The following is a 24745-nucleotide window of genomic DNA, read 5'->3' as shown; positions in this document are numbered from 1 at the left end:
ACCGCCGCCGCCCAGGGTGCTGTAGATCGTCGTGTCAGCGTATACCATGCCAGGCAACAAAAGGGCGACGAAAGCTAAGATGTTAGGTGGCGTCACTGGGGCTTCTCCTGAGGCCATGTCTGGCAATCTTCGCCGGGTAGTTGCGCTGCAAGCCATCGGGGAAGGCGCTCGTTGACCCAGCTGCGTTCGACATTAACACCCATGGTAGGGTACTGTGCTGGCCATTCGACCATCACGCGACTGCCAGGGGCAAGCGATAGCGTCTCTTTATTCCAGTCGGCAATGCCGTGGCGCTCAAGTTGGCCTTGCGGTGAGATATGCCAGGCATGACTTGACTGATGCGATCGGCTTCCTGTCACATCCTCCAGTGTCAGGGATGACTGCCAGGGGTGGCGGGTAACGCCATTAATGCTCCACACCTCAACCCAGCTTGGTGGCAGACAGTAACCCCAATGTGCCAGTTCATTGAGTGGCAGGCGCTCGCTTGCAGGTAAATCGCGGCTACGCAGAGGTTCATCCAGCTGGGCCCGGATAACGCCTCGCCACTGGGCTATGGCGCTGCGGGAAATGTCATTACCGCTAACAAGCGCTGCCCGTTGTAAAGTGATTAGTTCATGCATCAGACGAACTCCGCTTCGCGAGTGTCACGCTGGTCATAAGGCAGTAGGGCAAAGGGGATAGTCTGCGAAGGCCAGGTAGACTGGAGCTCACCAAAGGTATTCTGGTTGGCAAGGCGCTCAAAAGTTGGCGCCTCTTGCATGAGGCCAGCCGCAGGCAAATAGGACACCTGAGCATCATGAGTGCTATGGTAGCCGGAGGCACAGCCGGCGAGTAAACTGGCCACAGCTAATAGCAGGTAAGCCCGATTTTTGATTAGGTGCTGCTTAAAGCAAAGGAGCAGACTAGAGTAAAGTCTTGTTCGCAGCTTCAACGGTTGTTTGACGAAACTTGGCGTCAACAATGGGATCTCCTGACGATTTGGCAAAGCAGCGCCGCGCCGCAAATGAAACAATATATTACCTATATAATAACTAGACTCAATGTTTAGATAACTTGGAGCTGGCCCGACGTTGGTAAATTATCTATCGGACAAACGCATATCTGCAATCTATACGTCATTAGGCGTTTTTCTACTTGGTTTTCTGATGCTGATCATGCCAAGTGGTTATTCGGTGGGAGCTGGCTGGTTACTGCTAGGCAGTTTTTTTTTGTTGGTTAGGCGGCCTGCCCTTGAGCTGACGTTCAGGGATATCTGGTTTGTCAGTGCTTTTATCTTCTATGCCTTAATACATATTAGTGAAGCCTGGTGGGATGGCCAGGGCATCAGCGGCGTGGATACGCCGTTGCGTTTTTTACTCGCCATTCCTTCATGCTGCTCGTTAAGGCCTACCCGCCACGCTTATCCTGGCTGTGGAGTGGGATTGCAGTAGGGGCCTTAGGTGCGGGTAGCCTGGCTATCTGGCAAAAGTTCGGGTTGGAAATGCCACGTGCCAGTGGGTTTCAGAATGCCATACAGTTTGGCAACTTGAGCATGTTGCTGGGAGCCTTTTGCCTAGCTGGGCTGGGTTGGGGGCTTGATCAGCCGGATAGGAAAAGCTGGGCGATGGCACTGGTTACATGCGCGCTGTTTGGTATTATCGGTTCACTGCTTTCAGGCAGCCGAGGCGGCTGGATAGGCGTGCCCTTTATTGCGTTTGTCTTGTATCGTGCCTATGGGCGTCTACTAACACGCTCGCTTAAGGTTGCTGTGGCGCTGATTTTACTGTTGGTAGTCACTCTGGCTTATGCGATACCATCTTTGGGCGTGCAATCGCGTGTCAACCTTGCCATTGATCAGGTACACCATTATGTTGAAGGTGATAGAAGCCTTTCGTCAGTGGGCGCACGGTTTGAGATGTGGCGCGGGGCTAGCCATCTGATCGCTGCAAAACCCTTATTTGGCTGGGGTAAGAATGGTTATGCAAGCCAGATGCAGCGATTGGCGGATCAGGGCGTTATCGCCCATCAGGTGGCCCGTTATGATCACGCTCACAACCAGTTTATCGATGCTTGGGCAAAACGTGGTCTGCTTGGTCTGTTGGCTCTAATCGCGCTTTATCTCGTTCCCATGCGCCTGTTTATCAGTTTGCTGTCAAGTCAGAATATGACCAGGGTGTCAGTGGCTGCTGCAGGGGTGCTCCTGCCTGTTACTTACATTGATTTCAGTCTGACGCAAGGTTTTCTGAACCATAACAGCGGCACCATGGTTTATGCATTCTGGTGCGCTGTTTTTTACGGTTTGCTACCCCCATCTTCCTCAGCAAGCAGATGAAGTCAGCTTCCAGCGTGGTTCCACAAAAGCGCTAGCGCAAAGTGCCTGCTCGTTGCCTAATGCCCGTAATCCTAGGCGCTTGAGCATTTCGCTAGAGAGGCCGCGTTCACTGCTGAACTGAAAGGAAACGTCAACAGCCTGCCATTGGCTGTTTGCATCAGAACGCGTCGCCAGTTGATAGGTGAACGGGTAAAAGCCGAGAAAGCCCAAGTGTACATCAGTTACCTGCAGCGTTTCCTAATCACCTGATTCATGGCTGTCATAGCGCAGGAAATCACCGGTAAACCATTTTAGACGCTGAATGCGGGGGCCCTGTTGAAAGTCTTCTGACAGCTGAGGTTGTCGCGTCATTGCTTCAAGCTGCGGCGGGTAACCACTTTTCAAGAAAATGGTCGCCAGCAGTCGATCCGGCTGACCAAGGCGGCGTTTTGCTATCATAATGGCGAAATCACCATTGCCAAGGCAAAGACACCGTTACCCATCCGGTGGAGCGGGCTACTCCCCTCTGCACCTTCTAGCATCACGATTTCACGCGATCGTGCTGGACGCTACTTCATCAGCTGCTTGTGTGATTTTGCGCCAGTAGCACGCTCGGTCACGCCGACGCCGACGCCGACGCCGACGCCGACGCCGACGCCGACGCCGACGCCCAAGACAATGGGTGTTGATCTCGGATTGACCGACCTGTTCATCACCAGCGACGGCGTAAAATCCGGCAATCCGCGCCACCTGAAACGCTACAAGGCGAAGCTGGCCTAATTGCAATGCCGGTTGGCGAAGAACCAGAACCAGCCTGTGGAGCGACCGGAGCGGGGACAGCGGCTTAGCCGCTATCTAGTGAAGGTGTGTGGAAGCAGGAAGATTCTGGGAGTGACCTTGGAACCCTCGCTCAAAGCGCGAAGCGCGGTGGGCGCATAGGGACTCCTCCCCGGTTGCAAGCCCCGATGTCTGAAAAACGTAAGCCGATGTGTGCGTATGGTCGGTCTCTTAGTGGGGTAGCTAACCCCTGACCCTAATGAATGTCGCGCTCCTTTCTCCTCAACGGGGAGGCGGCTTCTATTAATCCGGCAATCAAATAGGTTTCTGTCAATGCATTTGAAATCAGATTGTTGCATGCATTTTTTCACACCTGAAAGGTTGCTGGGTTAATAAAAGTTCACGCCCTCAACAGGTTTTGAGAAGGTCGGTCTGACCTGCTTTTCATCTTCAGTGCTTGGCAACAAGGTGGCAATTCAGGCTGCCTGACTCACCTTGATAGTGCTGGTTTATCCAGCTGCGCGTAAAACCGCTTCCTGAGTCGCGAAGCGCGAAGGGAGCGGATACAAGCGCGGCATCCACCGGATGCCCTTGCTGTCGATTTGCACAGTGCCTATACTGAAAATGTCGACACAGCCTACCGAGGGGCACTCGGGAAGATACGCCTGTGGAGACGATGTGAGACCTAGGGGATAGGCGTTGGTTCGTCACCGTAAAAATCCCCACTGGGACTTTGCGGCGATAAACAAGCCATTCCCTCGGGCAGTCGTCTTGGAAGCAGAAACCAGGAAGGTAACGACCTTGGATTCCTCATCCTGAAGCGCGTCAGCACTAAAAGGTGGGGAGGATGTCAAACCACTGTCTCCTGGATCGCATGAAAATCGTGACGGTAAGGAGCTTTCCTGCTAAGGACTCCCAAGCAATACGGACGTTCTTGTTGGTGAGCGCAACAGCGGCTCTATTTTTGCCAACGCGACTGACTCATTTGCACAACCACTGAACCAATCACCGTATGCTGATGCATGACTCTTCCCTTTTCCCATTGATGTATGTGTTCACTATTAATGTAGCTCGTTGAGGCTTCAGGAGGGAAGGAGTCCCTTTCATTGGGGAGTGTCAGCTCAACACGTCGCTGTGTTGGGGGCGGCTTCGACGGATTGCCACGCTAGATCACCGGCGTAACGCCATGCCATATGGCCCTTCTCATCTAAGGCAAACAAGTGCAACCAGCGGTTATCGAAGAGGGCGCGCACGTTTGCATGTTTTTCCAAAATCTGCGTTATGGCGTCTTTAGGGGCCTCAATGCACACTGAGAGCCGAAGCGGTTCGTGTGCCAGATGCTCGCCATCATGAACAGATTGCCAGGGCAGACCAGGACGTAATACACCACCATTACCCTCTACGACGCCCATGCCACCCACCACGTTGTGCAGGAGCTTGTTGCCGCCGCCAAATGCTTTGGGAGCCACGGTCGAGCCGAAGTACTGCAGGCTAATCCAACTTGCGACCACGACGGGTGCGGTCATGATCAGTTCTAACACTCCAAAGCCTTCATCCTGCTGCCAATCGTAGTCGTGCAAAAGGCCCGACCTTCCAGGTTTTTACCTTGGGTTCGCTGACGCGGCGCGGCGATAAAGGCTTTACAGCCGGCAAGCGCCCATTCAGGGCGTACCTCGGACCAATCGCGGCTACGTTTGATGACGTGTTGCGCGTTGCTGGCGCCAGGTAAGCGCAATGCGCGCTCCGTGCGAGCCAGAGAACCGGCTCGGGTTAGGAGTGTCCGTGCCCGTTCGATATCTGCGGCATGTTCCGCGGAGGGATGATCGGTATCGTAAATGATGACAGCATCGGTGGTGGTGTCGTGCAAGGCACCAAGAAACAGGGTGTCTTCTGGAATCACGATGTTACGGGTTGCAAGGGCTTGCCTTACGCCTTGGTCGTTGAGCAACTGAGCCAGAAGTCGAGCATTAACTTCACCCGAGTAACCGCCACAGGCACCGCAGTGAAGGGCGCTGGCGTGGGCATTGTTAACCACCTGCGCGCCATGACCGGTCATCAGCACAAGACGAGCGAAGCCTTGGGTCAATGACATGGCGCGTAAGATTTTCTCCGCGGTATCAGCCTGTGCTTTGTCATCCAGCGGTGGCTCAAAACGCGGTACGGGGTCCTTAGGCTCGCTTGCGTGTGTTCGATGTAGCGCGCTGCTCAACAGCTTGGTGACGTAGAGCGGGCCGGCCGCTTCAACGAACGCGAAGGAGGACACAGCCGCAAGTTTGAATCGGTTCCAGGCTCTCACTGCCCGAGCTGTGTAGCGGCTCTTTAGGTCAGCTTCGATATCTTCTTCGCCGGTGGCGCAAGACGACACGGCGGGTGTTAATAGCACCGGGAGACGTAGCTCCGACAGGTCAGAAGCAAAGCGACGATGCGCAACCGGAATGCCGAAGAAGCCAGCAAAGCCATGCGTGCGAACGCCGGAATCGATTGACTCTAGCGCCCGACGAAAGACTTCCGAGCGTACATCAATGCAAAACGCTGCCTGCATCGTTGGGCGTGCGTCCGGCGTTTTAGTAGATGGTGCCTTCAGGGTATCGGCCAAGGCGCGCTGCGATGAGCGTTCAGCGGCTTCTTGCAAAATGGCGTCAATCACCGTTTCGGTATCCGGTTCGGGAGGAACAGAATGGGATGCCACCACGGCCTGCCACTGGTGCTTGAGCGGCGTCTGATACTGTATGAAAAGCGCTTCCTCCCAAAGTAAACGAATGGCAAGAAATTCTTGGGTAGAGTTATCAATAGAGCCGCTTTGTTCTGCCTTCCAGAGTCGATAGCGGGCACACTGTGACCAGCCACCAAGTGTCATCAATAGCTGGTGAAAGTAGGTGTCAAGCGCTTCCGGCGGTAGACCAAGTCTTTCAACCACCCGAATCATGACGTCTTCAGCCTTCTCGGGGGCATGGGTGACGTGTGTGGCAAATCCTTTGAGGCCGCCGATTTCTGGGGTTAGATCGCGGCTTGCGAAGGCCCGCCAAGCCGCATAGGCACTGGTGTCTTGCGGTGCCGCCCAAAGCGCCTGGCCCTGGTCAAAATAGGCCGCTGCCCAAGCGCCAAAGCGCTCCGCCAGGAATGCTGGCCAGTCGATGCCAGAGGTGTCCGCGGCCAAATCTGCCACCGTGGGCAAGGCTTTTGAGCGGATAGATGCCTTGGCTGCTGCCGTCTTCAATGCTTCCAGGTTAGAAGGCCTAAGCTCAGCGGGCGCCCGCGACAGTGCAGCCGAAAGGTCTTGGTCTGTTATTTCACCGCTAACAATGCGCTCGTGATACCAGCGACGCGGCATGGTAACCGAGATACCCGCGACGCGTTCCAGCCTTGCACCGGTACTCGCCAAGTCGAGTTGAGCCTGACCCAGGAAAGGATTGACTGCGACACTAGAATCCAGAGGCCAGAGTGGCGGTATGTTCAACACCGCTGCGGCAGCAGCATCAAGAACGCCGGGTTGCTGATCGGTAGGATTGACATGCGTCATTGGGAAGCCCCTTTTTTAGATTGACGCGGGCGGGCCCAGCCGCCAACAAGTCGGTCAAAGACTGCGTTGATGTACAGACCATTTGAAAGATGGACGCGTAAGCCAGCAGCGGCGGGGTGGTAAGCCCATAGGGGAAACATGGCCTGGGCAATAGCGACGAGACCGAAGCTCAGTACCACTAGAGTGAGCAGTGCCCATTCCAGCGGGCGCGGTTCTGGCGCAGGCGGCAGAGTGCCTTGGGTTAGCCACTCGGCAATAGTTTGAAGCGCAAAATAAGCAATACCGGCCAGTAGGGAATAGAGGGCTGTGCGCTGAGTCAGAATCTTGGGGGCGGTATCGGCCAACCCCTGGGCCAGCAAGTAGGCGACGCCCAGTATCAGCACGGCACCCAATGCAATCGCTTGGGGCGATTTGCTATCGAATCCAAAAAATGTGCCGACCAATCCATATAACAGCAGGGCCACCAAGAATGAGCGCGCCACCGCAGCACCGCTGGGAATCGCTATGGGGCCTGGGCGGCGCACCTTGGCGACTTGTTCGACAGCGCTACCAGCGCTGAGGAAAGCATGAGCTTTGTAGAGGGAATGGGCCACGATATGAAGCAGCGCTATGGGAAATAGTCCCAAGCCGCACTGCAACATCATAAAGCCCATTTGAGCAATCGTTGACCACGCAAGCGACGTTTTGACTGCCGATTGTGTCAGCATCGTCAGGCCACCTAACAGAGCTGTAAAACCACCGACCATGACGAGCACTGCCATGATGGCGGGCGAAAGCAGAATCACATCCGCCAGGCGAATCAGCAGAAAACCGCCAGCGTTGATGACGCCAGCGTGGAGCAGCGCTGATACGGGTGTCGGTGTTTCCATTACCTCAGTCAACCAGCTATGTAAGGGAAATTGAGCGGATTGAACCAGTGCTGCCAGCACAAGCATTGCCGCCGCCCAAGGGGCTATAGCTGGGCTTGCCCCATCACGAATGGCTTCACTGATAGCGGCTATATCGGTGGTACCATAACCGAAAGCCAGTAGCAGGACGGCAATCAGCAGTGCCAGGTTACCAAGCCGACTGGTCAAAGCTTTCTTACGGGCTGCCCGCTGAGCTGGCGCACGACCTGGATAGAACAGCAACAATTGGTGCAAGAACCCCCGATCATCAACCAGCTGATAATCAATTGGACGAGGTTTCCTGCCTGTACCAGTAGCAGGACGGTCACCAAAGTGGCGCACAGCCAGCCCGTGAAAATTCCCTGACGTGCTTCGCCTTTCATATAGTTGGAGGAATAGCGCAATACGACCCAGCCTACGAAAGACACCAGCAGCAGCATAATGGCACTGACGGAATCAAGGCGTGCCGAGAGACCTATTCCGCCTATACCCAGTAAAGGGCTGGTGCCTGGGCCATGAGTGATGAGCGTCACGCACGCTAAGATGGACAAAAGAAACGCCGTAAATGCAGAAGCTTCGGCTAACCTTGTCGTTAAGCGTAAATGTTGTTTGGAAAGAGAAAAGGCAGCGATAGATGCCATCAAAAGTAGTGCAGGTGGTAAATACGCAACAAGATAGGTAGACAAGCGCTATTCCTTCTTCGTCATCAGTTTCAAGCCAAGATACACACAAAAAAAAGATAATTTAAATATATTTATCATGATATTTTGTTCTTTTAAAAAGAACGTTAAGTGTGTACTTAGAAACTAATCGCGTGACAAATTCCATCGTGCCGAGTGGGCGAATAACCTTACCCAAACCGCCATCACCCCAAGCGGCGTTGGCTGATGGCAATGCCGAGTAGAATCATTACCAGGGCCACATAGCGGTCAGCGGAGGCGGCTTCGCCCAGAAAGGTGACGCCAGCGGCGAACGCAATCACTGGTATGATGTAGTTGATCATGGACAGAAAGCTCGGGCCCTGGCGCTTAACGATCGTAAAGTAGACCCAGTTGGCCAGCCCCGACGAGAACATCCCGAGTATCAGCACTGCCCCCAGGGGCACCCAGTGGATCTCCAGCGTCCAAGGGCGATCTACCACCAGCGCCACTGGCCATAGCATCAGGCTGCCTGCCACTAGGGTTCCGGTACCGGCCACCAGCACGGACAGCGTCGGCAGTCGTTTGGTGTAGATGCTATTGATCGAATAGCAGACGGTGGCTGCAATAATCGCCATTTGCGCCCAGAAGGCATCCCCGCCGAGGTTGGCAAGCGCCTCAGCGCCGACCAGTATCAGCACACCCAGAAAGCCAAGAACAAACCCGATTGCCTTGCGCACCGACATGGGTTCGTTGGCAATAAAGAAATGTGCCAGAATCATCACATTGATCGGCATCAAGGCCATCAAGATACCGGCCAGGCTGCTGGAGACATACAGTTCGCCCCAGGAAATCAGCGAGAACGGCATTACATTGCCAAGCACTGCCAAGGCGGCGAATCGCTGCCACCAGCCTTTATCCGTCGGTAGCCGCAAGCCTGCAGTGCGCATGATGATATACAGTGTTAGAGCGCCAAGGCTCAGCCGCACTGCCACCAGCGTCAGCGGCGGAAAAGACGGCAGCGCCAGGGCAATTAGCATGAATGCCATCCCCCAGGCCAGCGAGAGGTACAACAACAGAATCCAATCCAGCGGTGTGCGTGTCGGCATCTTGGGCAAAAGAGTGTTCGTCAGTTATTTTGGAGGAAGCGCCGAGTGTAGTGCATCCGCCACTGGCCAACCAGTGGTGGCCCTGGAGTTTAACGTCATGCGCGAAATTCCACGTCCAAGCTACGCATTGGGCGTGGATGGATAGCGCGCCGTCCGTTAGGGCGGCCTGATTGAGTTGTCGTGCGTTGTGTTTTGATATTGATACGCACCTTTTTCCTGATATATTTACAGTAGGTGTTACTCAAAAGGCGACTCATGTTTGTTAATCGCGTTGAACGCATCATCATTCGCCCCGGCCATGCCAATCATGCGGCATGCCGTCAGCTGTGTGTGGCAACGCGAAAAGTGGCCAACGCCACGTTGTATCACATTCGACAGGCACTCTTTGCCGAGGCGCCGATCAGTGCTAGTCAAGCTGACAAAATCCTCAAACGTGAGCATAAGGACGTGTATAGCCTACTGCCTTCAGCGGGTGCTCAGCGCACCACACAGCTGGTTGGCGATAGCTGGAAAAGCTGGGTCAAGGCCAAGGCAGATTATGCCCGCCATCCTGAAAAATACCGCGCGCCGCCCAAAATCCCCGGCTATGGCAAAGGCGCTCGAACCTATGTCGTCAACCGTAATGGCTATAAAATCGTCAACGGTATGATCTATTTTAGCGGTGCCAAGGCGTTCGGTTTTCAGCCCGTTAAGACCACGGTGTGCCAACACCAAGCCTTCAATGCCAAGGCCGATGAAACGGTGGTGACGGATATCCGCATCGTGCCGCTAGGCACCTCTTTTTGCATTGAGATCGGCTATACCAAGGAGACCTCTTCACCCCCACTGCTCGACATGAGCCGTGTACTTTCGCTCGATATCGGTATTGATAACCTTGTCGCCATCACCTCCAATCAGCCGGATTACTGTTCTGGTCAAGGGCAAGGTCATCAAGTCGATCAACGCGAAGTACAACAAGGACAAGGCGGCATTAGCCAAGAAAGATAAAAAGCGGCACATCCGCTCGAAAGTCGGAAAACGTCATGCGCGCATCCACGACTATTTTCACAAGGTCAGTCATTGGATCGTGAGCGAGTGCGTGCGCACCTGCACGGGCAAGCTGGTCATTGGTAAAAACCTAGGGTGGAAACAGGGCGTGAATATTGGCCGTGTCAACAACCAGAAGTTCACCGCGATCCCGCACGCCAAGCTGATTGACATGATCCAGTACAAGGCAGAAGAGCAGGGCATCGAGGTGGTACTGATGAACGAAGCCTACACCAGCAAAGCCAGCGCCCTGGATCTTGACCCCATCCCCGACTATGACGAAGCACGAAAGCAAAAACCGACCTTTAGCGGCCGGCGCGTCAAGCGCGGTCTCTACCGTATCGCGTCACGTCAGCGGATCAATGCAGACGTCAACGGTAGCGCGAATATCATGCGAAAAGAAATCGGCGACGAGTGGATCAGCGATCACCTTCGAGCCGGTAAGGGCGTTGTGGACACGCCCATGACCATCACGCATATCGATGCGCGGTTGTCATTAGAAGCTTGCCAACGCGCAAGCGAAACCACCTCTAACGGCGTAGCCGCTTAGGCGTGGTAGTTCATAGCTTTTGTACAACTAATGGTAAGTTTTGTAAAAGTTATGAACGGCAAACAAAGGTGTCCAAAAAATGACTTCGACAACATCCACCGCTGATATGAAAAAATCAGCAGCGGCCGAGCTCTTTCCGCGTACCGTCATGCTCGCAGGTCAAGACCCCGAGGCGACGCGTAAAGAGATCGAGGCCTGCTTTACCGCGACCTTCGACCGCTATGAATCGCTGTTTACCACCCTGGTCAGTGAAGAGTCCTACATTCGTAAGTCAATCCCCCTCAGACACCCGCTGATTTTCTACCTGGGCCATCCCGCCACCTTTTACGTCAACAAACTGGTGCTTGCCAAGCTGCTGCCGTCGCGTATTGACCCCAGGATGGAATCCACCTTTGCCGTTGGCGTGGATGAAATGAGCTGGGATGATCTCAACGAAGACCATTACGAATGGCCGACGGTAGATGAGGTAATGGCCTACCGTGGTAAGGTTCGCGCTGCCGTACTGCAGCTGATTCGTGAGTTGCCGTTGACCCTGCCGATCGGCTGGGATAGCCCCTTCTGGCCGATTGTGATGGGCATCGAGCACGAGCGGATTCACCTGGAGACGTCGTCGGTATTAATCCGCCAGCAGCTGCTCCACCTGGTCACTCCCCAGAAAGAGTGGGAGCCGCTGCGCATCAGTGGTGAGCCGCCGGAAAACAGCCTGATTACCGTGCCGGGAGGAGAGGTCACCCTGGGCAAGGATTTTGATGATGCCTTTTACGGCTGGGATAACGAGTACGGCCATCACAAGGGTGAAGTCGACGAATTCAAGGCCAGCCAGTTCCTGGTCAGTAACAGTGAATTCCTCGAATTTGTCGAAGCCGGTGGTTACCTGAGCGATGAATTCTGGTCAGAAGAGGGATTGGGCTGGCGCAACTTTGCCGAGGCCAAGCACCCGACCTTCTGGGTGTGGAAAAACGAGTGGCATCTGCGCCTGATGACCGAAGAAGTGGAAATGCCCTGGGATTGGCCGGTAGAAGTCAACTTCCACGAAGCCAAGGCGTTCTGTAACTGGAAGAGTGCACAGCTCGGCCAGCCGGTGCGCATGCCCACCGAAGATGAGTGGCACCGTCTGGCAGAGGAGGCCGGGGTGTCTGAGCTGGAAAATGATACCCCTGCCAATGCCAACCTGCACCTGGATCACGGCGCTTCTTCCTGCCCAGTAACCCGCTTCCAGCACGGCCAGTGGTTTGATGTCGTGGGCAACGTCTGGCAATGGATTGAGACGCCGACCTATCCGTTCCCGGGCTTTGATGTTCATCCGCTGTACGATGATTTCACCACGCCGACCTTTGATAACCAGCATAACCTGATCAAGGGTGGTTCCTGGATTTCCTGTGGCAACGAAACGCGCCTCAGCGCTCGCTATGCGTTCCGCCGTCACTTCTTCCAGCATGCCGGTTTCCGCTACGTGGTGTCGGATGCCGAAGTCAAGATGCCCAGCGCCTACTATGAAAGCGATGCCCGCATGGCCGAGTACGCTGAATTCCATTATGGCGATGAGTGGTTCGGGGTTGCCAACTTCCCACAGGCGCTAGCCAATAAGGCGTTGGCCAGCATGGCCGGTCGCCAGAAAGCTCGCGCCCTAGATCTGGGCTGCGCCAGCGGGCGCTCCAGCTTTGAGCTGGCCCGCGAGTTTGAACACGTGGATGGGGTGGATTTCTCGGCTAACTTTATCCGCCAAGGGGTGGAAATGGCTGAGCAGAAAGTGCTGCGCTATACCCGTGTTGAGGAAGGCGAGCTGGTCAGCTATCAGGAACGCACCCTGGCGAGCCTGGAGCTGGAAGATTCAGCCGAGCGCGTCAACTTCCACCAGGGCGATGCCTGCAACCTTAAGCCGCAGTTCAATCATTATGACCTGGTGCTGGCCGCCAACCTGATTGATCGCTTGTATAAGCCGTCACAGTTTTTGCAGAGCATCCATGAGCGCATCAATGCCGGGGGCATTCTGATGATTGCCTCGCCCTATACCTGGCTTGAAGAGTACACGCCCAAGGAAGAGTGGATTGGCGGCTTCAAGCGCGACGGGGAGAATGTCACCACCCTGGAAGGCCTGAAGGAACTGCTTGAACCGCACTTCCGGATGATCAGCGAGCCTGAGAAGGTGCCCTTTGTGATCAGAGAGACCATGCATAAATATCAGCATAGCCTCTCGGAAGTGACCCTCTGGGAGCGTCGCTCCTGAAGCCTCTGATGGGCGGCTAGCCAACCAGAGACTCAATCGCCCGGTTAATCGACGCCTGTTCGGTTAATCGGGCATATAAAACCTCATCAGCCGCTTCAGCGTTGATAAGCCCCAACAAGACCCCCAGCACGGCGCCTCTGTGAACGTTGTCACCGCCCACTTCAGCATTGATCTGCATGGCTTTTAGCGGGTTATCGCGGTGTTTGCATGCCAGATAGAGTACGGCTGGCCAGGCATCGGTGATGTAGCAGGCCGTTGATAGCACCCCACCAATCACTTCCCGCTCGCTATGCTGGCTTTTTACCAGAGTCGTCAGTTCACGCTTTGCCAGGCTGCGGGTGGCGCTAAGCAGCGCTTCCTCTATGTGGTCGTCCGTATCTCTGAACAGCAGGGTGTCGATCAGCTCGACATAGGCATCACACACGTCCGCCAGGAAGGTATCCGGGTGGGTCAGGGCGAGATGCTGACGGCAACGTTTACGGGTATCTGCCAAAGAGGTGCCTTTCAGGCGTTCACCTATGGCCAGCGGTGCTATGGTTACCAGTCCACCAATCGACGGGGTGTCGTGGGTGACGGCGCCACACTGCTTGGGCGGCAAGCCTTTTTCCAGGTTGGCAAAAAAACCGCGATGGTAGGATTCCGCGTAGGTATCCGGGTGGGCGGGCGTTTCGGCGGTCATCAGCTGGATGTAAGCTTCCAGAAAGGCGTCGCTGTCATAATGCTGATCAGTGTCTGCCATGCTGTGCATCAGGGTTAACGCACAGTGGGCATTCAAGGTGTTGTCACCGGGCTGCATGCCCTGGTGGTAGTGAACATTCGGGCGATTCCAGTAACCTTGCTTGCCCTTGAGTATAACGTCACCGACGATCTCGGGCTGCGGGCTGCCGGAACGCTTGCGACCGCCGCTGCTGGTGGAGTGCATCGACATGATCGACGATGGGTGATACTCAGGCGGCGCTTCAAAGGTAGTGATGCCGTCAGGGAAGGCACGGTCAATGTCATGAACGTTGTAGAACCAGTGGACAGGCATGGCTAATGCATCGCCAATAAACAGGTTCTTGAGTGCAGCGCTTGCTCGGTCGGTTACCTTGGGGGTCATCTAACGCATCCTCTGGCAGTATGTTGGAAGCAGTGCAGCTATTTACGCCCAACCCTTGGCCTCTTTGGCATAATTGTCGTCCGTGTTTATTTCCTCCAGCTTATCAATTTAAGGGGCGGTATGAGTGACTTTTTGATTGTAGGCGGTGGCGTTATTGGCATGATGACGGCACTGCAACTGGCCGATAGTGGCTTTGACGTAACCCTGGTGGAGCGCGGTGAGACCGGGCGTGAATCGTCCTGGGCAGGCGGCGGCATCGTCTCGCCGCTTTACCCCTGGCGTTACAGTACAGCGGTGTCCAATCTGTCACGCTGGTCAGAAGGTTTCTACCCTGAGCTTGCCCTGCGTCTGCTGGAAGAAACCGGCATTGACCCGGAATATCGCCAGAAAGGGCTTGTCTACCTGCGCGTGGATGATGAACAGCAAGCTCTGGACTGGGCGCGACAGGTGGGTAAGCCGCTGGAGCGAGTAGCGGGGGACTTTCTTTACGCCAAAGAACCGAATGCTGCACCGGGCTTTGAAACGGCGCTGTGGATGCCGACCCTGGGCAGTATTCGCAACCCGCGCCTGGTTCGCGCCCTGAAGGCCCGGCTGATGGCTATGCCAAAGGTAACGCTGCGTGAAGGCGTCAGCGTTACTGGTTTTGCCCGTCAGGGGAGCGGGTTTTAGGCGTTGAGACATCGGCTGGGCGAATCGAGGCCGACCAGATTATCGTGTGTGGAGGTGCCTGGACGGCAGAGCTGTTGGCGAGCCTTGATGTGCATCTGCCGGTGCGTCCCGTCAAAGGTCAGATGATTGTCTTCAAGGCTCCGCCGACCCTGGTTAACCGTGTGGTGCTGATGGACGGGCGCTATGTGATTCCACGTGCCGATGGGCGGGTGCTGGCAGGCTCAACTCTGGAAGAAGCTGGTTTCGATAAAACCCTGAGTGGCGAAGCGCGGGAATCCCTCTGGCACAGCGCCACGCGGATTATTCCTGGGTTGGCTGAGTGTGAGGTGGAACACCACTGGGCCGGATTGCGCCCCGGCTCGCCAGATGGCGTACCCTTTATCGGCTGTTTGCCGGGGTTGGAGAATCTGCACGTCAATGCCGGGCACTACCGCAACGGCCTGGTGCTGGCGCCTGCCTCCACCCGCCTGCTGGTCGATCAGCTGCTCGGGCGCACGCCTATTGTTGATCCGTCGCCGTATTTGCCATCCGCCAGCCTTACGGTAACTCCTGAATAACACCGGCCTGGCGCAGCTTGTCACGGGTCTCGTGATCGATACCCAACTCGTCAAGCACTTCCTCGGTATGCTGGCCAAGGGCTGGGCCACCGTTACCCAATCGTCCCGGTGTGGCGCTGAGCTTGGGCAACACGCCGGGTACCTTGAGCGGCTTGCCATTGGGGCGGGTAAACGCTTGGATCATCTCGCGGGCCAGGTAATGTGGGTCGCTGGCAATATCTGCTGCCGTATACGGGTAACCAACCGGCACTCGGGCGTTATCCAGCGCTGCCAGGATGTCTTCGCGGGGATGCTGTTCACTCCATGCCTGAATGGCGGCATCGATCTTGTCTGCCTGCTGGCTGCGGCCATCGTTATGGGCCAGCGCTGGATCATTGGCCAGGTCATCACGGCCAATCACGCCCATCAAGCGTTTAAAGATGCTGTCGCCGTTACCGGCAATCAACACATAGTCGCCACCCAGGCAAGGGTAGGCATTAGACGGCGTAATGCCGGGAAGAGCGCTGCCGCTGGGTTGGCGAATCTCTCCGCTGGCGTCATATTCCGGTAACAGGCTTTCCATCATGGCAAACACGGATTCGTACAGGGCGACGTCAATTTCCTGTCCGAGACCGCTGCGTTGACGTTCCTGCAGGGCCAGCAGGGTGCCAATCACAGCATACAGCGCCGAGAGCGAATCACCAATGCTGACCCCGACACGTACAGAAGGCTCATTGGGTTGGCCGGTCAGGTAGCGCAGCCCGCCCATGGCTTCGCCTATCACGCCAAAGCCCGGTTTATCGCGATAGGGGCCTGTCTGACCATAGCCTGAAATGTGCACCATGATCAGCCGTGGATTAAGCGCTGACAGATCCGACCATCCCAACCCCCAGTTATCCAGGGTGCCGGGGCGGAAGTTTTCCACGACGACATCAGCTTCACAGGCCAGCTGGCGCACCAGTGCCTGGCCTTCTTCGCTACGCAGGTCCAGCGCGACCGAGCGCTTGTTACGGGTTTGAACGTGCCACCACAGCGAGGTGCCGTCTTCTATTAGTCGCCATTTACGCAGTGGGTCGCCGGTGCCGGGTGGCTCAATCTTGATCACATCAGCGCCAAACTCGCCGAGCATCTTGGTGGCGAACGGCCCGGCAATCAGTTGGCCAAGTTCCAGAACCTTCAGCCCTTCAAGCGGCAGCTGGCGTGCTTCTGATGGTCGCATGGAAAGCTCCTTTTTTGTTGGTCTCTTGTTGGTGTCGCGCATCAGTATACAACGCAAAAAACCAGGGATTGGCAGGTGTGCCCTTGTATTTGCCTTATACATCTCCATTTAGGAGGTAAGCGTTAAGTTAACAAAGTTGAATAGCACTGTTTTCAAGCAGTCAACCTGCAGGAGCATTTATGAGTAAGCAGATTCTGGTCGTCCTGACATCACACGATCAACTGGGCGATACCGGTAACAAAACCGGCTTCTGGCTGGAAGAGCTGGCCGCCCCCTATTACGTGCTTAAGGATGCGGGCGCGACCCTGACGCTGGCATCACCGAAAGGAGGTCAGCCACCCTTGGACCCGGCTAGTGACGCTGAAGAGAGCCATACAGACGCCACTCGGCGTTTCGAAAAGGATGCTGAGGCCCAGGCGGCGCTGGCGTCTACTCATCGCTTAAGTGAGATGAAGGCCGAAGATTTTGACGGGGTCTTCTATCCTGGTGGCCATGGCCCGCTGTGGGATCTGGCGCAGGATACTGACTCGATCCGCCTGATCGAAGATTTTATTGCCCAAGGCAAGCCCGTCGCCAGCGTCTGCCACGCACCCATTGTGCTGGTCAATGCCAAGACCAGCGACGGCGAGCCGCTGGTCAAGGGCCGTGAGGTAACTGGCTTTACCAATGGTGAGGAAGAAGCAGTTGGCCTTACCCAGGTAGTGCCGCACTTGGTGGAAGAAGCACTGCAAGCCTGCGGCGGTGTCTATTCCAAGGCGGATGATTTCACTCCCTATGTGCGCGTGGATGGCCAGCTGATTACTGGCCAGAACCCACCGTCTTCAGCGCCCACGGCGGATGCTTTGCTGGAATGGTTTGAAAAGCAGTGAGTGGTTAAGCGTGAATGGTGAATAGTAAGTCGCCTTAACCCCGTCATTTCCGAGTGCTTTTAGCCGGAATGACAAATTAAAGCCCGCCCTGTTTGAACAGGGCGGGCTTTTTTGTCGCTGGTGTTTCGTCAGCGCGGGTTACTTGCCTTTCTTGGTCTTTTTGGCCTTGGTGTCTTTGGCCGTTGGGGTCTCTTTCTTAGCGCCTTTCTGAGGTTCTTCCTTGGCCTCGTCAGGCTTGGCGCTGCCCTGGTGGGCAAGCGGGCTGGCCATGTCCAGGCGTGGGTGGTTATCCAGAAATTCGCGCTTGAGATCCTTGATACCATCCAATGATTTGATGGTGTGGGTCAGGGCATGAATGGCGGCCAGCACGTCCTGGGTGTTACCCGTTTCGGAAATGGTGTGCATGTTGCGAATCGGGAAGCCAATTGAGGTGGCGGCGCTGTCTACGGAGGCCAGCACACCGGCCATGCCGTCAGTGCCGGTATCCACGCCGACAATATCGCGCTGCATGGGAATCTCGTTGTCGCTGGCGGCCTTGGCAATCACTCGGTTGAGCTGCTCGCTGGCGATGGAGCCCACGGCCATGGTGAAGCCTTTGCCCATTTCCAGCGGCTGCATGCGCTTGTCACCAATGCCCGGTGCGGCGACATAGTCATGGTTAACGTCAACGCCAATCAGCGCATCCGGCTTGAGCTCACCGGCAAACACGCGGCTGCCAAAGCGGCCGATTTCCTCGTAGCTGGCAATTGCAAACATGACGCGTACCTGCTGGGTGCCACCCGCTTCGGCAATCAGGCGTGCCACTTCAGCGGTGACAAAGCAGCCCAGGCCGTTATCCAGGTAGGCACCGTAGAAGGTGTCAGGGCTGAAGCCGGGGCGGATAGGGCGGTCAAAAATGATCGAATCGCCCGGGCGTACCCCCAGATTGAGCACCTGCTGCTTTTTATTCTCACCGTGAATCTGCAGGTCAAGATAGATCTGCTCTTTCTTGATGCCTTTATCACCGGTGCGCACCGCCGGGTCAGAGAAGTGGATGGCGCCAAGGGCTTCCACGGTGCCGCCTTCAATGCTGCGGTAGCTGCCTGGGGCTTCCGGGTCTTCGCTGAACAGCTTGACCTCATGACCAATCAGCACGGTGGGCAGGAAGGAATCGGTGTTGATCCAGATTTTGCCGTCTTCACCAATTGAGCGCACCTGCATGCGGATCTTATCGGCGTGACCAATGATCATCAGCTTGAACATGTCATCCTGGCCCGGATGCGTATCCAGCACGACACCGGCGTTGCCGCGAAACTGATGCAGCTGCCAGCTTTTTGGCGCAAAGCTCTCGAAATGCGGTTTCAGTACGCCGTAGGTCATCGCACCTTCAAGCCCCACGGGGCTGGGGGCGGCGAGAATGTCGCGCATCAGCTCGAACTGCTTTTCCGGCATGGGCTGTGCCCAGGGCTGGGTATTTGCGCTGCGTTCGCTCATTACAACCTTCTCCTTGATCGTGTGCCGATAGTGAAAAACGGCAAGGTGATTTAACCTGTCCAGTGTGCCAGACAACGACGTTGCTTGCCTTGTCTATCTTGTGCTGAGCGGGCGACACCGTTAAACGCTGGGTTGACGTTGGCAGGGGCAAACCGTCGATTTAACGCGCCAGCCAGATGCCGACCACGACGGCACTGATGACAGTGATGAAAAAAATCCAGTTGCGGCTGCGGGTATCACGGCGTTGGTTCATAAAAGCCTCTTGCAGTTAAAAAATGAGCCACCGTCGAGTTTGCTGATGAAGGCTGGCTGAGCTGAAATGGTAGCGATTCGATATCACAACGTCACCTGAAGATGGGCATAAACATGGGAGATACCAGACTTTTGGAAACAACCGTATCCGCTGATTCAGCTCAAGCGTTCACCCTGGCCGGAGGGCGCCTGGCGGCGCTGAGCTGGGGTAGCCCGTCAGCGCCGACCTGGCTGGCGCTACATGGATGGCTGGATAACGCGGCCAGCTTCAGCCGTCTGGCGCCGCGCCTTGCCAGTACCTTGGGGGTGCGTATTGTCGCGCTGGATTTTCGCGGTCACGGGCACTCAGCCAGCCTTGCGCCATCGGAATCTCAGGATATTGCGCTGTGGGACTACTGCCATGATGTGCTGGATGCCATGCAAGCTCTTGAGCTTGAACAGGTAAGCTTACTGGCTCATTCCATGGGGGCCGCGGTCAGTTGCCTGCTGGCCTCAGCACTGCCTGAGCGCGTTGATCAACTGATGTTATTAGATGGGTTAGGGGCCTTGAGCACTCCGCCTGAAGAAACGCCTGACCAGTTGCGCAAGGGGTTACTGGCCCATCGTCGGCCTGCATCAAAGCCGCCGCGTTATTCAGGGCTTGAAAGTGCCGTTGCCGCCAGGGTCGCTGGGGGCGTGACGCCCATTGATGCCGACACCGCACGGCCGTTAATGGCGCGTAATAGCTATACCGGTAACGACGGTGGCTGTTACCTGCGTACCGATAGGCGCCTGATGAAGCCTTCATTGGTGCGGTTTACGCCTGACCAGGTGTTGGCGCTTTTAACTGCAATACGCTGCCCGGTACTCCTGATTGAAGGCGATAAGGGCATTCTGGGGAACCGGCCCTGGGCAGAGCGTTGTCGTCGTGCTGTCGCCGACCTCAGCCGTCATGTGCTGGTAGGCGGCCATCATCTGCACCTGGAAAAACACACGGTTAACCAAGTCGCTGACGTTATTGTCCAACATCAGAATCTTCGAAAGGAAGCGATGAATCATGCAATCTCATGAACTATCCACTCAGCAGGACTCACCGGCAGCGCAGCGCGAGAAACTGTCTCAGGCGGGCAACAAGGTTGCCCTGATATTGGGCAGTGGTGGGGCGCGTGGTTATGCGCATATTGGCGTGATCGATGCCCTGGAAGCCCGCGGCTACGAGGTGATCGCGATTGCTGGTTGCTCCATGGGGGCCCTGGTCGGTGGCGTGTATGCCGCAGGCAAGCTGGAGGAATATCGCGACTGGGTATCTCAGCTCGACTACCTGGACGTGCTCAAGCTAGTGGATGTCACCTGGAACCCGATGGGCGCCATGCGCGCCAACAAGGTCATGCAGAAGCTCGAAAGCCTGCTCGGCGATACCCTGATTGAGGATCTGGCTATTCCGCTGACCACCGTCGCCACTGATCTGGTGCGTCAGCGCGAAGTCTGGTTTCAGGATGGTCCGCTATTGCAGGCCATTCGCGCTTCTATTGCGGTACCCGGGGTGATTACCCCAGTGCATCTAGGGGATCAGGTGCTGGTGGATGGCGGCCTGCTCAACCCCCTGCCGATTATGCCGGTGATTGCCGCTCATGAGGCGGATATGGTGCTGGCGGTGAATGTTACCGCCCACACGCCACGGCCGGTGACGCTGGAATCCTTGTTACCTGCAAACGCCGATGTTGCCAAGGCTGGCGCCGCTTCATCAGATGGCACAGATGATGACGCTGAAAACGACGATACCTGCAGCTGGGTTGACAACGTGCGCGAGACAACCCAGCGGCTCTGGAAAGGGCTGGGTAATCTGGGCGGTGAGGATGACGAAGGCGCGGAAGAACGTGGCAAGCGAGACTGGGGCAAGCTGGATATGGTGATGGAGTCCTTTGATATTACCCAGGCAGCGCTGGCCAAATATAAAGTGGCAGGTTACCCACCGGATATCCTGATTGAAGTGCCCAAAACCGTGTGCAGCGCCTATGAATTTCATCGCGCCAAGGAGCTGATCCAGCTGGGTCGAATGCTGACGGATGAAGCCCTCAACAAGCATCACCCGGTCAAAGCGGGAGACTAGTGCCCTTTGCGGCGTAACAGCACATAAAGAGCACCGGTGCCGCCATCAATGTCAGTGGCCGAGCAGAAGGCCAGTACGCCCGGCCATTCGCGCAGCCAGGTGTTGGTGTGGCTTTTAAGCACCGGATAGTCGGCATCGGTACCCCAGGCCTTGCCATGCACAATCAGGACGCTGCGCATCCGCTGGTTGATGGCATCACGCAGAAAGCCTTCCAGCTGATGGCGGGCTTCTTCCAGCGTATAGCCATGCAGATCAAGGCCTGCCTGCCAGGCCAGCTGGCCGCGTTTTAACTGGCTGAAGGTGCGCCAGGGCAGATCCGGAACGCTGAACTCCAGGTATTCAGAAGGGCGAACCGCTTCAACACGACCATCAGAGGTACGGCCGTTGGTTTGCAGCACCTGGTTTTCAACCGCCGCCCGGCGGCGCGCCTCATGGGCTGGCTGATGCTGCCTGGGGCGGCCAGGGTCAGCGCGGTTAGTGGTGATACGCCGAACGCCCGCAGCTTCCAGCGCATGGCGAAAGACATTGATCTCTTCCTCTTGGGGCGTATGGCGACGAGTCATGGCATGCTCTGATGGAAACGGGCGTAAAAATTGGACGTTAAGGGAAAAACGCTGCTTTAACACTGATGGCAAAGCGCTATTTTAAAGCTTCACTATAAAACTCTGTTAAAAAACGCAGCAGCGCACAGTATAGCGAGATTAACGCTGCTGTGAACCGGCTGGAGTGAAAGGTACAATCATTGTCATACCGCTTACTCAAGTGTGATGTCACCATTAATCAGGAGCCATTGTGGCCACGTTATCTTCCACTGAATTAGCTGACCATGCTGCTATCGGCACCTCAACGCTGTGTTTGAGCGATGTCGAACTGGCACAGGAACTCTTTACTCTACGCGACTATCTGCGCTGGACGGCCAGCGAATTTCATCTCGCTGGGCTGTATTATGGCCATGGTACCCAATCCGCCTGGGACGAGGCGGTCGCGCTTTGCCTGGGGGCCTTGCACCTGCCCTGGAACGTTGACCCAGCGGTGCTGGAAGCTCGCCTGCTGCCCATGGAGCGCAGCCGTATCGTGGCGTTGACCCGGGCGCGCGTCAAGACGCGCCGCCCGCTGCCCTATCTGCTGGGCGAGGCGTTTTTTGCTGGCTACCCCTTCAATGTGGATGAGCGCGTGCTGATTCCACGCTCGCCGATGGGCGAGTTGATTGAAGATGGTTTTGCCGCCTGGTTCACGGAGGAGCCGCCAGAGCGGGTGCTTGATCTGTGTACCGGGTCAGGATGTATCGGGATTGCCACGGCGCTGCATCTGCCGACCTGTGACGTCATTCTGACGGATATCAGCCAGGAAGCGTTGGGTGTCGCCCGTGAGAATATCACCCGCCACGCCGTGGGTGACCGGGTGCGCGCGGTTGAATCCGATGTGTTTCAGAACCTTGAAGGGCAGCGCTTTGACCTGATCGTCTCCAACCCGCCTTATGTGGATGCCCGCGATCTGGCCACCATGCCGGCTGAGTTTCGCCATGAGCCTGACCTGGCGCTGGGAGCGGGTAGCGATGGTCTGGATATCGTCCGCCAGATTCTGCGCGATGCCCGAGCGCATTTGAGCGATGACGGCTGGCTGATAGTTGAGGTGGGCAATTCTGACCGCCATCTTGAACAAGCATTTCCCCAAGTGCCATTTATGTGGCTTGAATTCGAGCGCGGTGGCCAGGGCGTATTTGCCCTGAGCGCCGCTGAACTCGACGCCCATGCGGCGTCTTTTGCGTAAAGGAAATAACGCCCATGTCCGGCAATACAATTGGCAAACTGTTTACCGTTACGACCTTTGGTGAGAGCCATGGCGTCGCGCTTGGCGCCATTGTGGATGGCTGCCCACCGGGGGTCATGCTTAGCGAGGCGGATCTGCAGCGTGATCTGGATCGCCGCCGCCCCGGCAGCTCCCGCCATACCACCCAGCGCAAGGAACCCGATCAGGTACGGATTCTTTCCGGTGTGTTTGAAGGCATGACGACCGGCGCCTCAATTGGGCTGCTGATTGAAAATACCGATCAGCGCTCCAAGGACTACTCAAAGATCAAGGATCAGTTTCGTCCGGCCCACGCGGATTACACCTACCACCATAAATACGGTCACCGGGACTATCGCGGTGGAGGGCGTTCCAGTGCTCGCGAAACCGCCATGCGCGTGGCCGCCGGTGCGATTGCTAAACAGTTTCTGGCCAGCCGGGGAGTTCAGATACGCGGCTACATGAGCCAGTTAGGGCCGATCAAGATCGACTTCAAGACCTGGAACAGCGTTGACGACAACGCTTTTTTCAGCCCTGACCCGGCCAAGGTGCCGGAGCTTGAAGCCTATATGGATCAACTGCGCCGCGACCAGGATTCTGTGGGCGCCGAGGTGACCGTTGTGGCCGAAGGGGTGCCCGTAGGGCTAGGCGAGCCGGTGTTTGATCGCCTGGATGCTGAACTGGCCCATAGCCTGATGAGCATCAATGCGGTCAAAGGCATCGAAATCGGCGATGGCTTTGCCAGCATTGACCAGCGCGGCAGCACCCACCGCGATGAAATGACCCCGGAAGGCTTTCTTTCCAACCATGCGGGTGGGGTGCTCGGCGGTATCTCCAGCGGCCAACCGATTGTTGCTCGCCTTGCTCTCAAGCCAACCTCCAGCATTACCACGCCGGGGCGCTCTATCGATATCCATGGTGAGCCTGTTGAGGTGGTGACCAAGGGGCGTCACGATCCCTGTGTCGGTATACGCGCAACCCCGATTGCGGAAGCCATGATGGCTATTACACTAATGGATCACTGGCTGCGCCAGCGCGGCCAGAATGCCCATGTCAAGGTAGATACGCCACGCCTTGGCCAGTGCTGAAAAGCACCAAAGGCATAGCGTTGATAGCCGGGTGTCATAGCAGTGTCATCCGCAGCGGTGAAACTGACTTTTGACTGCTACACTCAGGGGAGAGCGATAAGGAGCCGCCGATGAAGATTAATGTTGAATTTGATCTGACCCCTGATGAATTTCGCCGTGCGCTGGGTCTGCCGGATGTAGAAGCCTTTCAGAAAAACCTGCTGGATAATATCCAGCGTCAGATGGAGTCCGGCGTTGAGGGTTATGACCCGATGAGCCTGATGAGCCCTTTCATGCAGCAGCCAATGATGCAGCAGGGGCTATCCCAAGGGCTTTCAAACTTTGGCACCTATCAACAGATGATGCTGGATATGCTGCGTCAGGCCGGTAATGCCAGTTACTCCTCGAGCGGCAATGATAGCGACAGTTCCGCCGCCAGTAACAAAGGTTCATCAAGTGGTGATAGCAGCAGTCAGCAGGGCAGTGCCAGTAAAAACAAAACCGGTACGGCGTCAGCCAGTTCACGCGCCAAGCGGTCTAAAAGTGATTAGCCTTAAGCCTGACGCAACGGCGTAATAGCCATGTTTTCTGCATGAGACGTGGCTAAAGATTAACCCGTTACAGTGTTAACGGTTGCAACGCTGAGTATTACGGGCTAGT

The 24745-nt window shown here is 56.2% G+C and carries 21 protein-coding genes and 2 pseudogenes; 13 read left to right on the top strand and 10 right to left on the bottom strand.

Annotated features, from left to right (window positions below):
* Window positions 1-92: 92 nt before the first annotated feature.
* Window positions 93-620, bottom strand: coding sequence for a capsule biosynthesis GfcC family protein (locus HLB35_RS14515; RefSeq protein ID WP_171703128.1), 528 nt, complete (start codon window positions 618-620; stop codon window positions 93-95).
* Window positions 620-760: a hypothetical protein gene (locus HLB35_RS14510; RefSeq protein ID WP_171703127.1), complete on the bottom strand. Its 141-nt coding sequence runs from the start codon at window positions 758-760 to the stop codon at window positions 620-622. Before HLB35_RS14510 ends, HLB35_RS14515 begins: the two co-directional genes overlap by 1 nt.
* Before the next feature lie 385 nt (window positions 761-1145).
* On the opposite strand from HLB35_RS14510, the gene HLB35_RS17570 reads away from it, so the two are divergent.
* From HLB35_RS17570 to HLB35_RS17945, 3 genes are all read left to right on the top strand, one after another.
* On the top strand, window positions 1146-1430 hold the full coding sequence (locus tag HLB35_RS17570; protein WP_235937260.1) for a hypothetical protein: 285 nt from the start codon (window positions 1146-1148) through the stop codon (window positions 1428-1430).
* A gap of 248 nt (window positions 1431-1678) precedes the next feature.
* Entirely contained in the window at window positions 1679-2311 is a 633-nt protein-coding gene (locus tag HLB35_RS17565) for an O-antigen ligase family protein (RefSeq protein ID WP_328732127.1), read from the top strand.
* A gap of 339 nt (window positions 2312-2650) precedes the next feature.
* Entirely contained in the window at window positions 2651-3070 is a 420-nt protein-coding gene (locus tag HLB35_RS17945; RefSeq protein WP_171703126.1) for a hypothetical protein, read from the top strand.
* A gap of 1118 nt (window positions 3071-4188) precedes the next feature.
* Here the strand turns inward: HLB35_RS17945 and HLB35_RS14495 are convergent.
* From HLB35_RS14495 to HLB35_RS14485, 4 genes and pseudogenes are all read right to left on the bottom strand, one after another.
* Window positions 4189-6587 (bottom strand): annotated as a pseudogene (locus tag HLB35_RS14495) (YbcC family protein).
* Window positions 6584-7663: a proton-conducting transporter transmembrane domain-containing protein gene (locus tag HLB35_RS14490; protein ID WP_235937245.1), complete on the bottom strand. Its 1080-nt coding sequence runs from the start codon at window positions 7661-7663 to the stop codon at window positions 6584-6586. The pseudogene HLB35_RS14495 and the gene HLB35_RS14490 overlap by 4 nt, the downstream one beginning before the upstream one ends.
* Entirely contained in the window at window positions 7660-8160 is a 501-nt protein-coding gene (locus tag HLB35_RS16635) for a hypothetical protein (protein ID WP_216601575.1), read from the bottom strand. The genes HLB35_RS14490 and HLB35_RS16635 overlap by 4 nt, the downstream gene beginning before the upstream one ends.
* A 179-nt stretch (window positions 8161-8339) precedes the next feature.
* Window positions 8340-9221 (bottom strand): DMT family transporter, encoded by an 882-nt coding sequence (locus tag HLB35_RS14485; RefSeq protein ID WP_235937252.1) that lies wholly within the window; start codon window positions 9219-9221, stop codon window positions 8340-8342.
* Window positions 9222-9476: 255 nt separating this feature from the next.
* Between HLB35_RS14485 and HLB35_RS14480 the strand changes: the two genes are divergently transcribed.
* From HLB35_RS14480 to ovoA, 3 genes are all read left to right on the top strand, one after another.
* The gene (locus HLB35_RS14480; RefSeq protein ID WP_171703124.1) at window positions 9477-10208 is read left to right on the top strand and encodes a hypothetical protein; all 732 of its coding nucleotides are present in this window, start codon (window positions 9477-9479) and stop codon (window positions 10206-10208) included.
* Window positions 10096-10797: an IS200/IS605 family accessory protein TnpB-related protein gene (locus tag HLB35_RS14475; protein WP_171703123.1), complete on the top strand. Its 702-nt coding sequence runs from the start codon at window positions 10096-10098 to the stop codon at window positions 10795-10797. The genes HLB35_RS14480 and HLB35_RS14475 overlap by 113 nt, the downstream gene beginning before the upstream one ends.
* 79 nt (window positions 10798-10876) lie before the next feature.
* The gene (gene ovoA, locus HLB35_RS14470) at window positions 10877-13024 is read left to right on the top strand and encodes a 5-histidylcysteine sulfoxide synthase (RefSeq protein WP_171703122.1); all 2148 of its coding nucleotides are present in this window, start codon (window positions 10877-10879) and stop codon (window positions 13022-13024) included.
* Between the two features lie 16 nt (window positions 13025-13040).
* Here ovoA and HLB35_RS14465 read toward each other — a convergent pair whose 3' ends face one another.
* On the bottom strand, window positions 13041-14123 hold the full coding sequence (locus HLB35_RS14465) for an ADP-ribosylglycohydrolase family protein (protein ID WP_171703121.1): 1083 nt from the start codon (window positions 14121-14123) through the stop codon (window positions 13041-13043).
* A gap of 120 nt (window positions 14124-14243) precedes the next feature.
* On the opposite strand from HLB35_RS14465, the pseudogene thiO reads away from it, so the two are divergent.
* Window positions 14244-15349: pseudogene (gene thiO / locus HLB35_RS14460) on the top strand (glycine oxidase ThiO).
* Here thiO and HLB35_RS14455 read toward each other — a convergent pair.
* A complete protein-coding gene (locus HLB35_RS14455) occupies window positions 15330-16547 on the bottom strand; it encodes a CaiB/BaiF CoA transferase family protein (protein WP_171703120.1) in 1218 nt (405 codons plus the stop codon). The pseudogene thiO and the gene HLB35_RS14455 sit on opposite strands and share 20 nt — an antisense overlap.
* A gap of 179 nt (window positions 16548-16726) precedes the next feature.
* On the opposite strand from HLB35_RS14455, the gene HLB35_RS14450 reads away from it, so the two are divergent.
* Entirely contained in the window at window positions 16727-17416 is a 690-nt protein-coding gene (locus HLB35_RS14450) for a type 1 glutamine amidotransferase domain-containing protein (protein WP_171703119.1), read from the top strand.
* Window positions 17417-17554: 138 nt separating this feature from the next.
* Here HLB35_RS14450 and HLB35_RS14445 read toward each other — a convergent pair whose 3' ends face one another.
* A complete protein-coding gene (locus HLB35_RS14445; protein ID WP_235937244.1) occupies window positions 17555-18889 on the bottom strand; it encodes a M20/M25/M40 family metallo-hydrolase in 1335 nt (444 codons plus the stop codon).
* Between the two features lie 384 nt (window positions 18890-19273).
* Between HLB35_RS14445 and HLB35_RS14440 the strand changes: the two genes are divergently transcribed.
* Both HLB35_RS14440 and HLB35_RS14435 read left to right on the top strand, forming a co-directional pair.
* Window positions 19274-20191, top strand: coding sequence for an alpha/beta fold hydrolase (locus HLB35_RS14440; RefSeq protein WP_235937243.1), 918 nt, complete (start codon window positions 19274-19276; stop codon window positions 20189-20191).
* Entirely contained in the window at window positions 20178-21230 is a 1053-nt protein-coding gene (locus HLB35_RS14435) for a patatin-like phospholipase family protein (protein ID WP_171703117.1), read from the top strand. The genes HLB35_RS14440 and HLB35_RS14435 overlap by 14 nt, the downstream gene beginning before the upstream one ends.
* Here the strand turns inward: HLB35_RS14435 and HLB35_RS14430 are convergent.
* Window positions 21227-21793, bottom strand: a complete 567-nt coding sequence (locus HLB35_RS14430) for a Smr/MutS family protein (protein WP_171703116.1) — start codon at window positions 21791-21793, stop codon at window positions 21227-21229. The genes HLB35_RS14435 and HLB35_RS14430 overlap by 4 nt on opposite strands.
* A gap of 229 nt (window positions 21794-22022) precedes the next feature.
* Between HLB35_RS14430 and prmB the strand changes: the two genes are divergently transcribed.
* The 3 genes from prmB to HLB35_RS14415 all read left to right on the top strand — a co-directional run bounded on the left by prmB (window position 22023) and on the right by HLB35_RS14415 (window position 24636).
* The gene (gene prmB / locus HLB35_RS14425) at window positions 22023-23000 is read left to right on the top strand and encodes a 50S ribosomal protein L3 N(5)-glutamine methyltransferase (protein WP_422822466.1); all 978 of its coding nucleotides are present in this window, start codon (window positions 22023-22025) and stop codon (window positions 22998-23000) included.
* A gap of 14 nt (window positions 23001-23014) precedes the next feature.
* Window positions 23015-24106, top strand: coding sequence for a chorismate synthase (gene aroC, locus HLB35_RS14420; RefSeq protein ID WP_171703115.1), 1092 nt, complete (start codon window positions 23015-23017; stop codon window positions 24104-24106).
* A 110-nt stretch (window positions 24107-24216) separates the two neighbouring features.
* Window positions 24217-24636: a DUF6489 family protein gene (locus HLB35_RS14415; protein ID WP_171703114.1), complete on the top strand. Its 420-nt coding sequence runs from the start codon at window positions 24217-24219 to the stop codon at window positions 24634-24636.
* Window positions 24637-24745 lie beyond the last annotated feature (109 nt).

The sequence above is a fragment of the Vreelandella azerica genome (assembly GCF_013112225.1).
Taxonomy (GTDB): Bacteria; Pseudomonadota; Gammaproteobacteria; order Pseudomonadales; family Halomonadaceae; genus Vreelandella; species Vreelandella azerica.
This window is presented reverse-complemented; position numbering and strand designations above follow the sequence as displayed.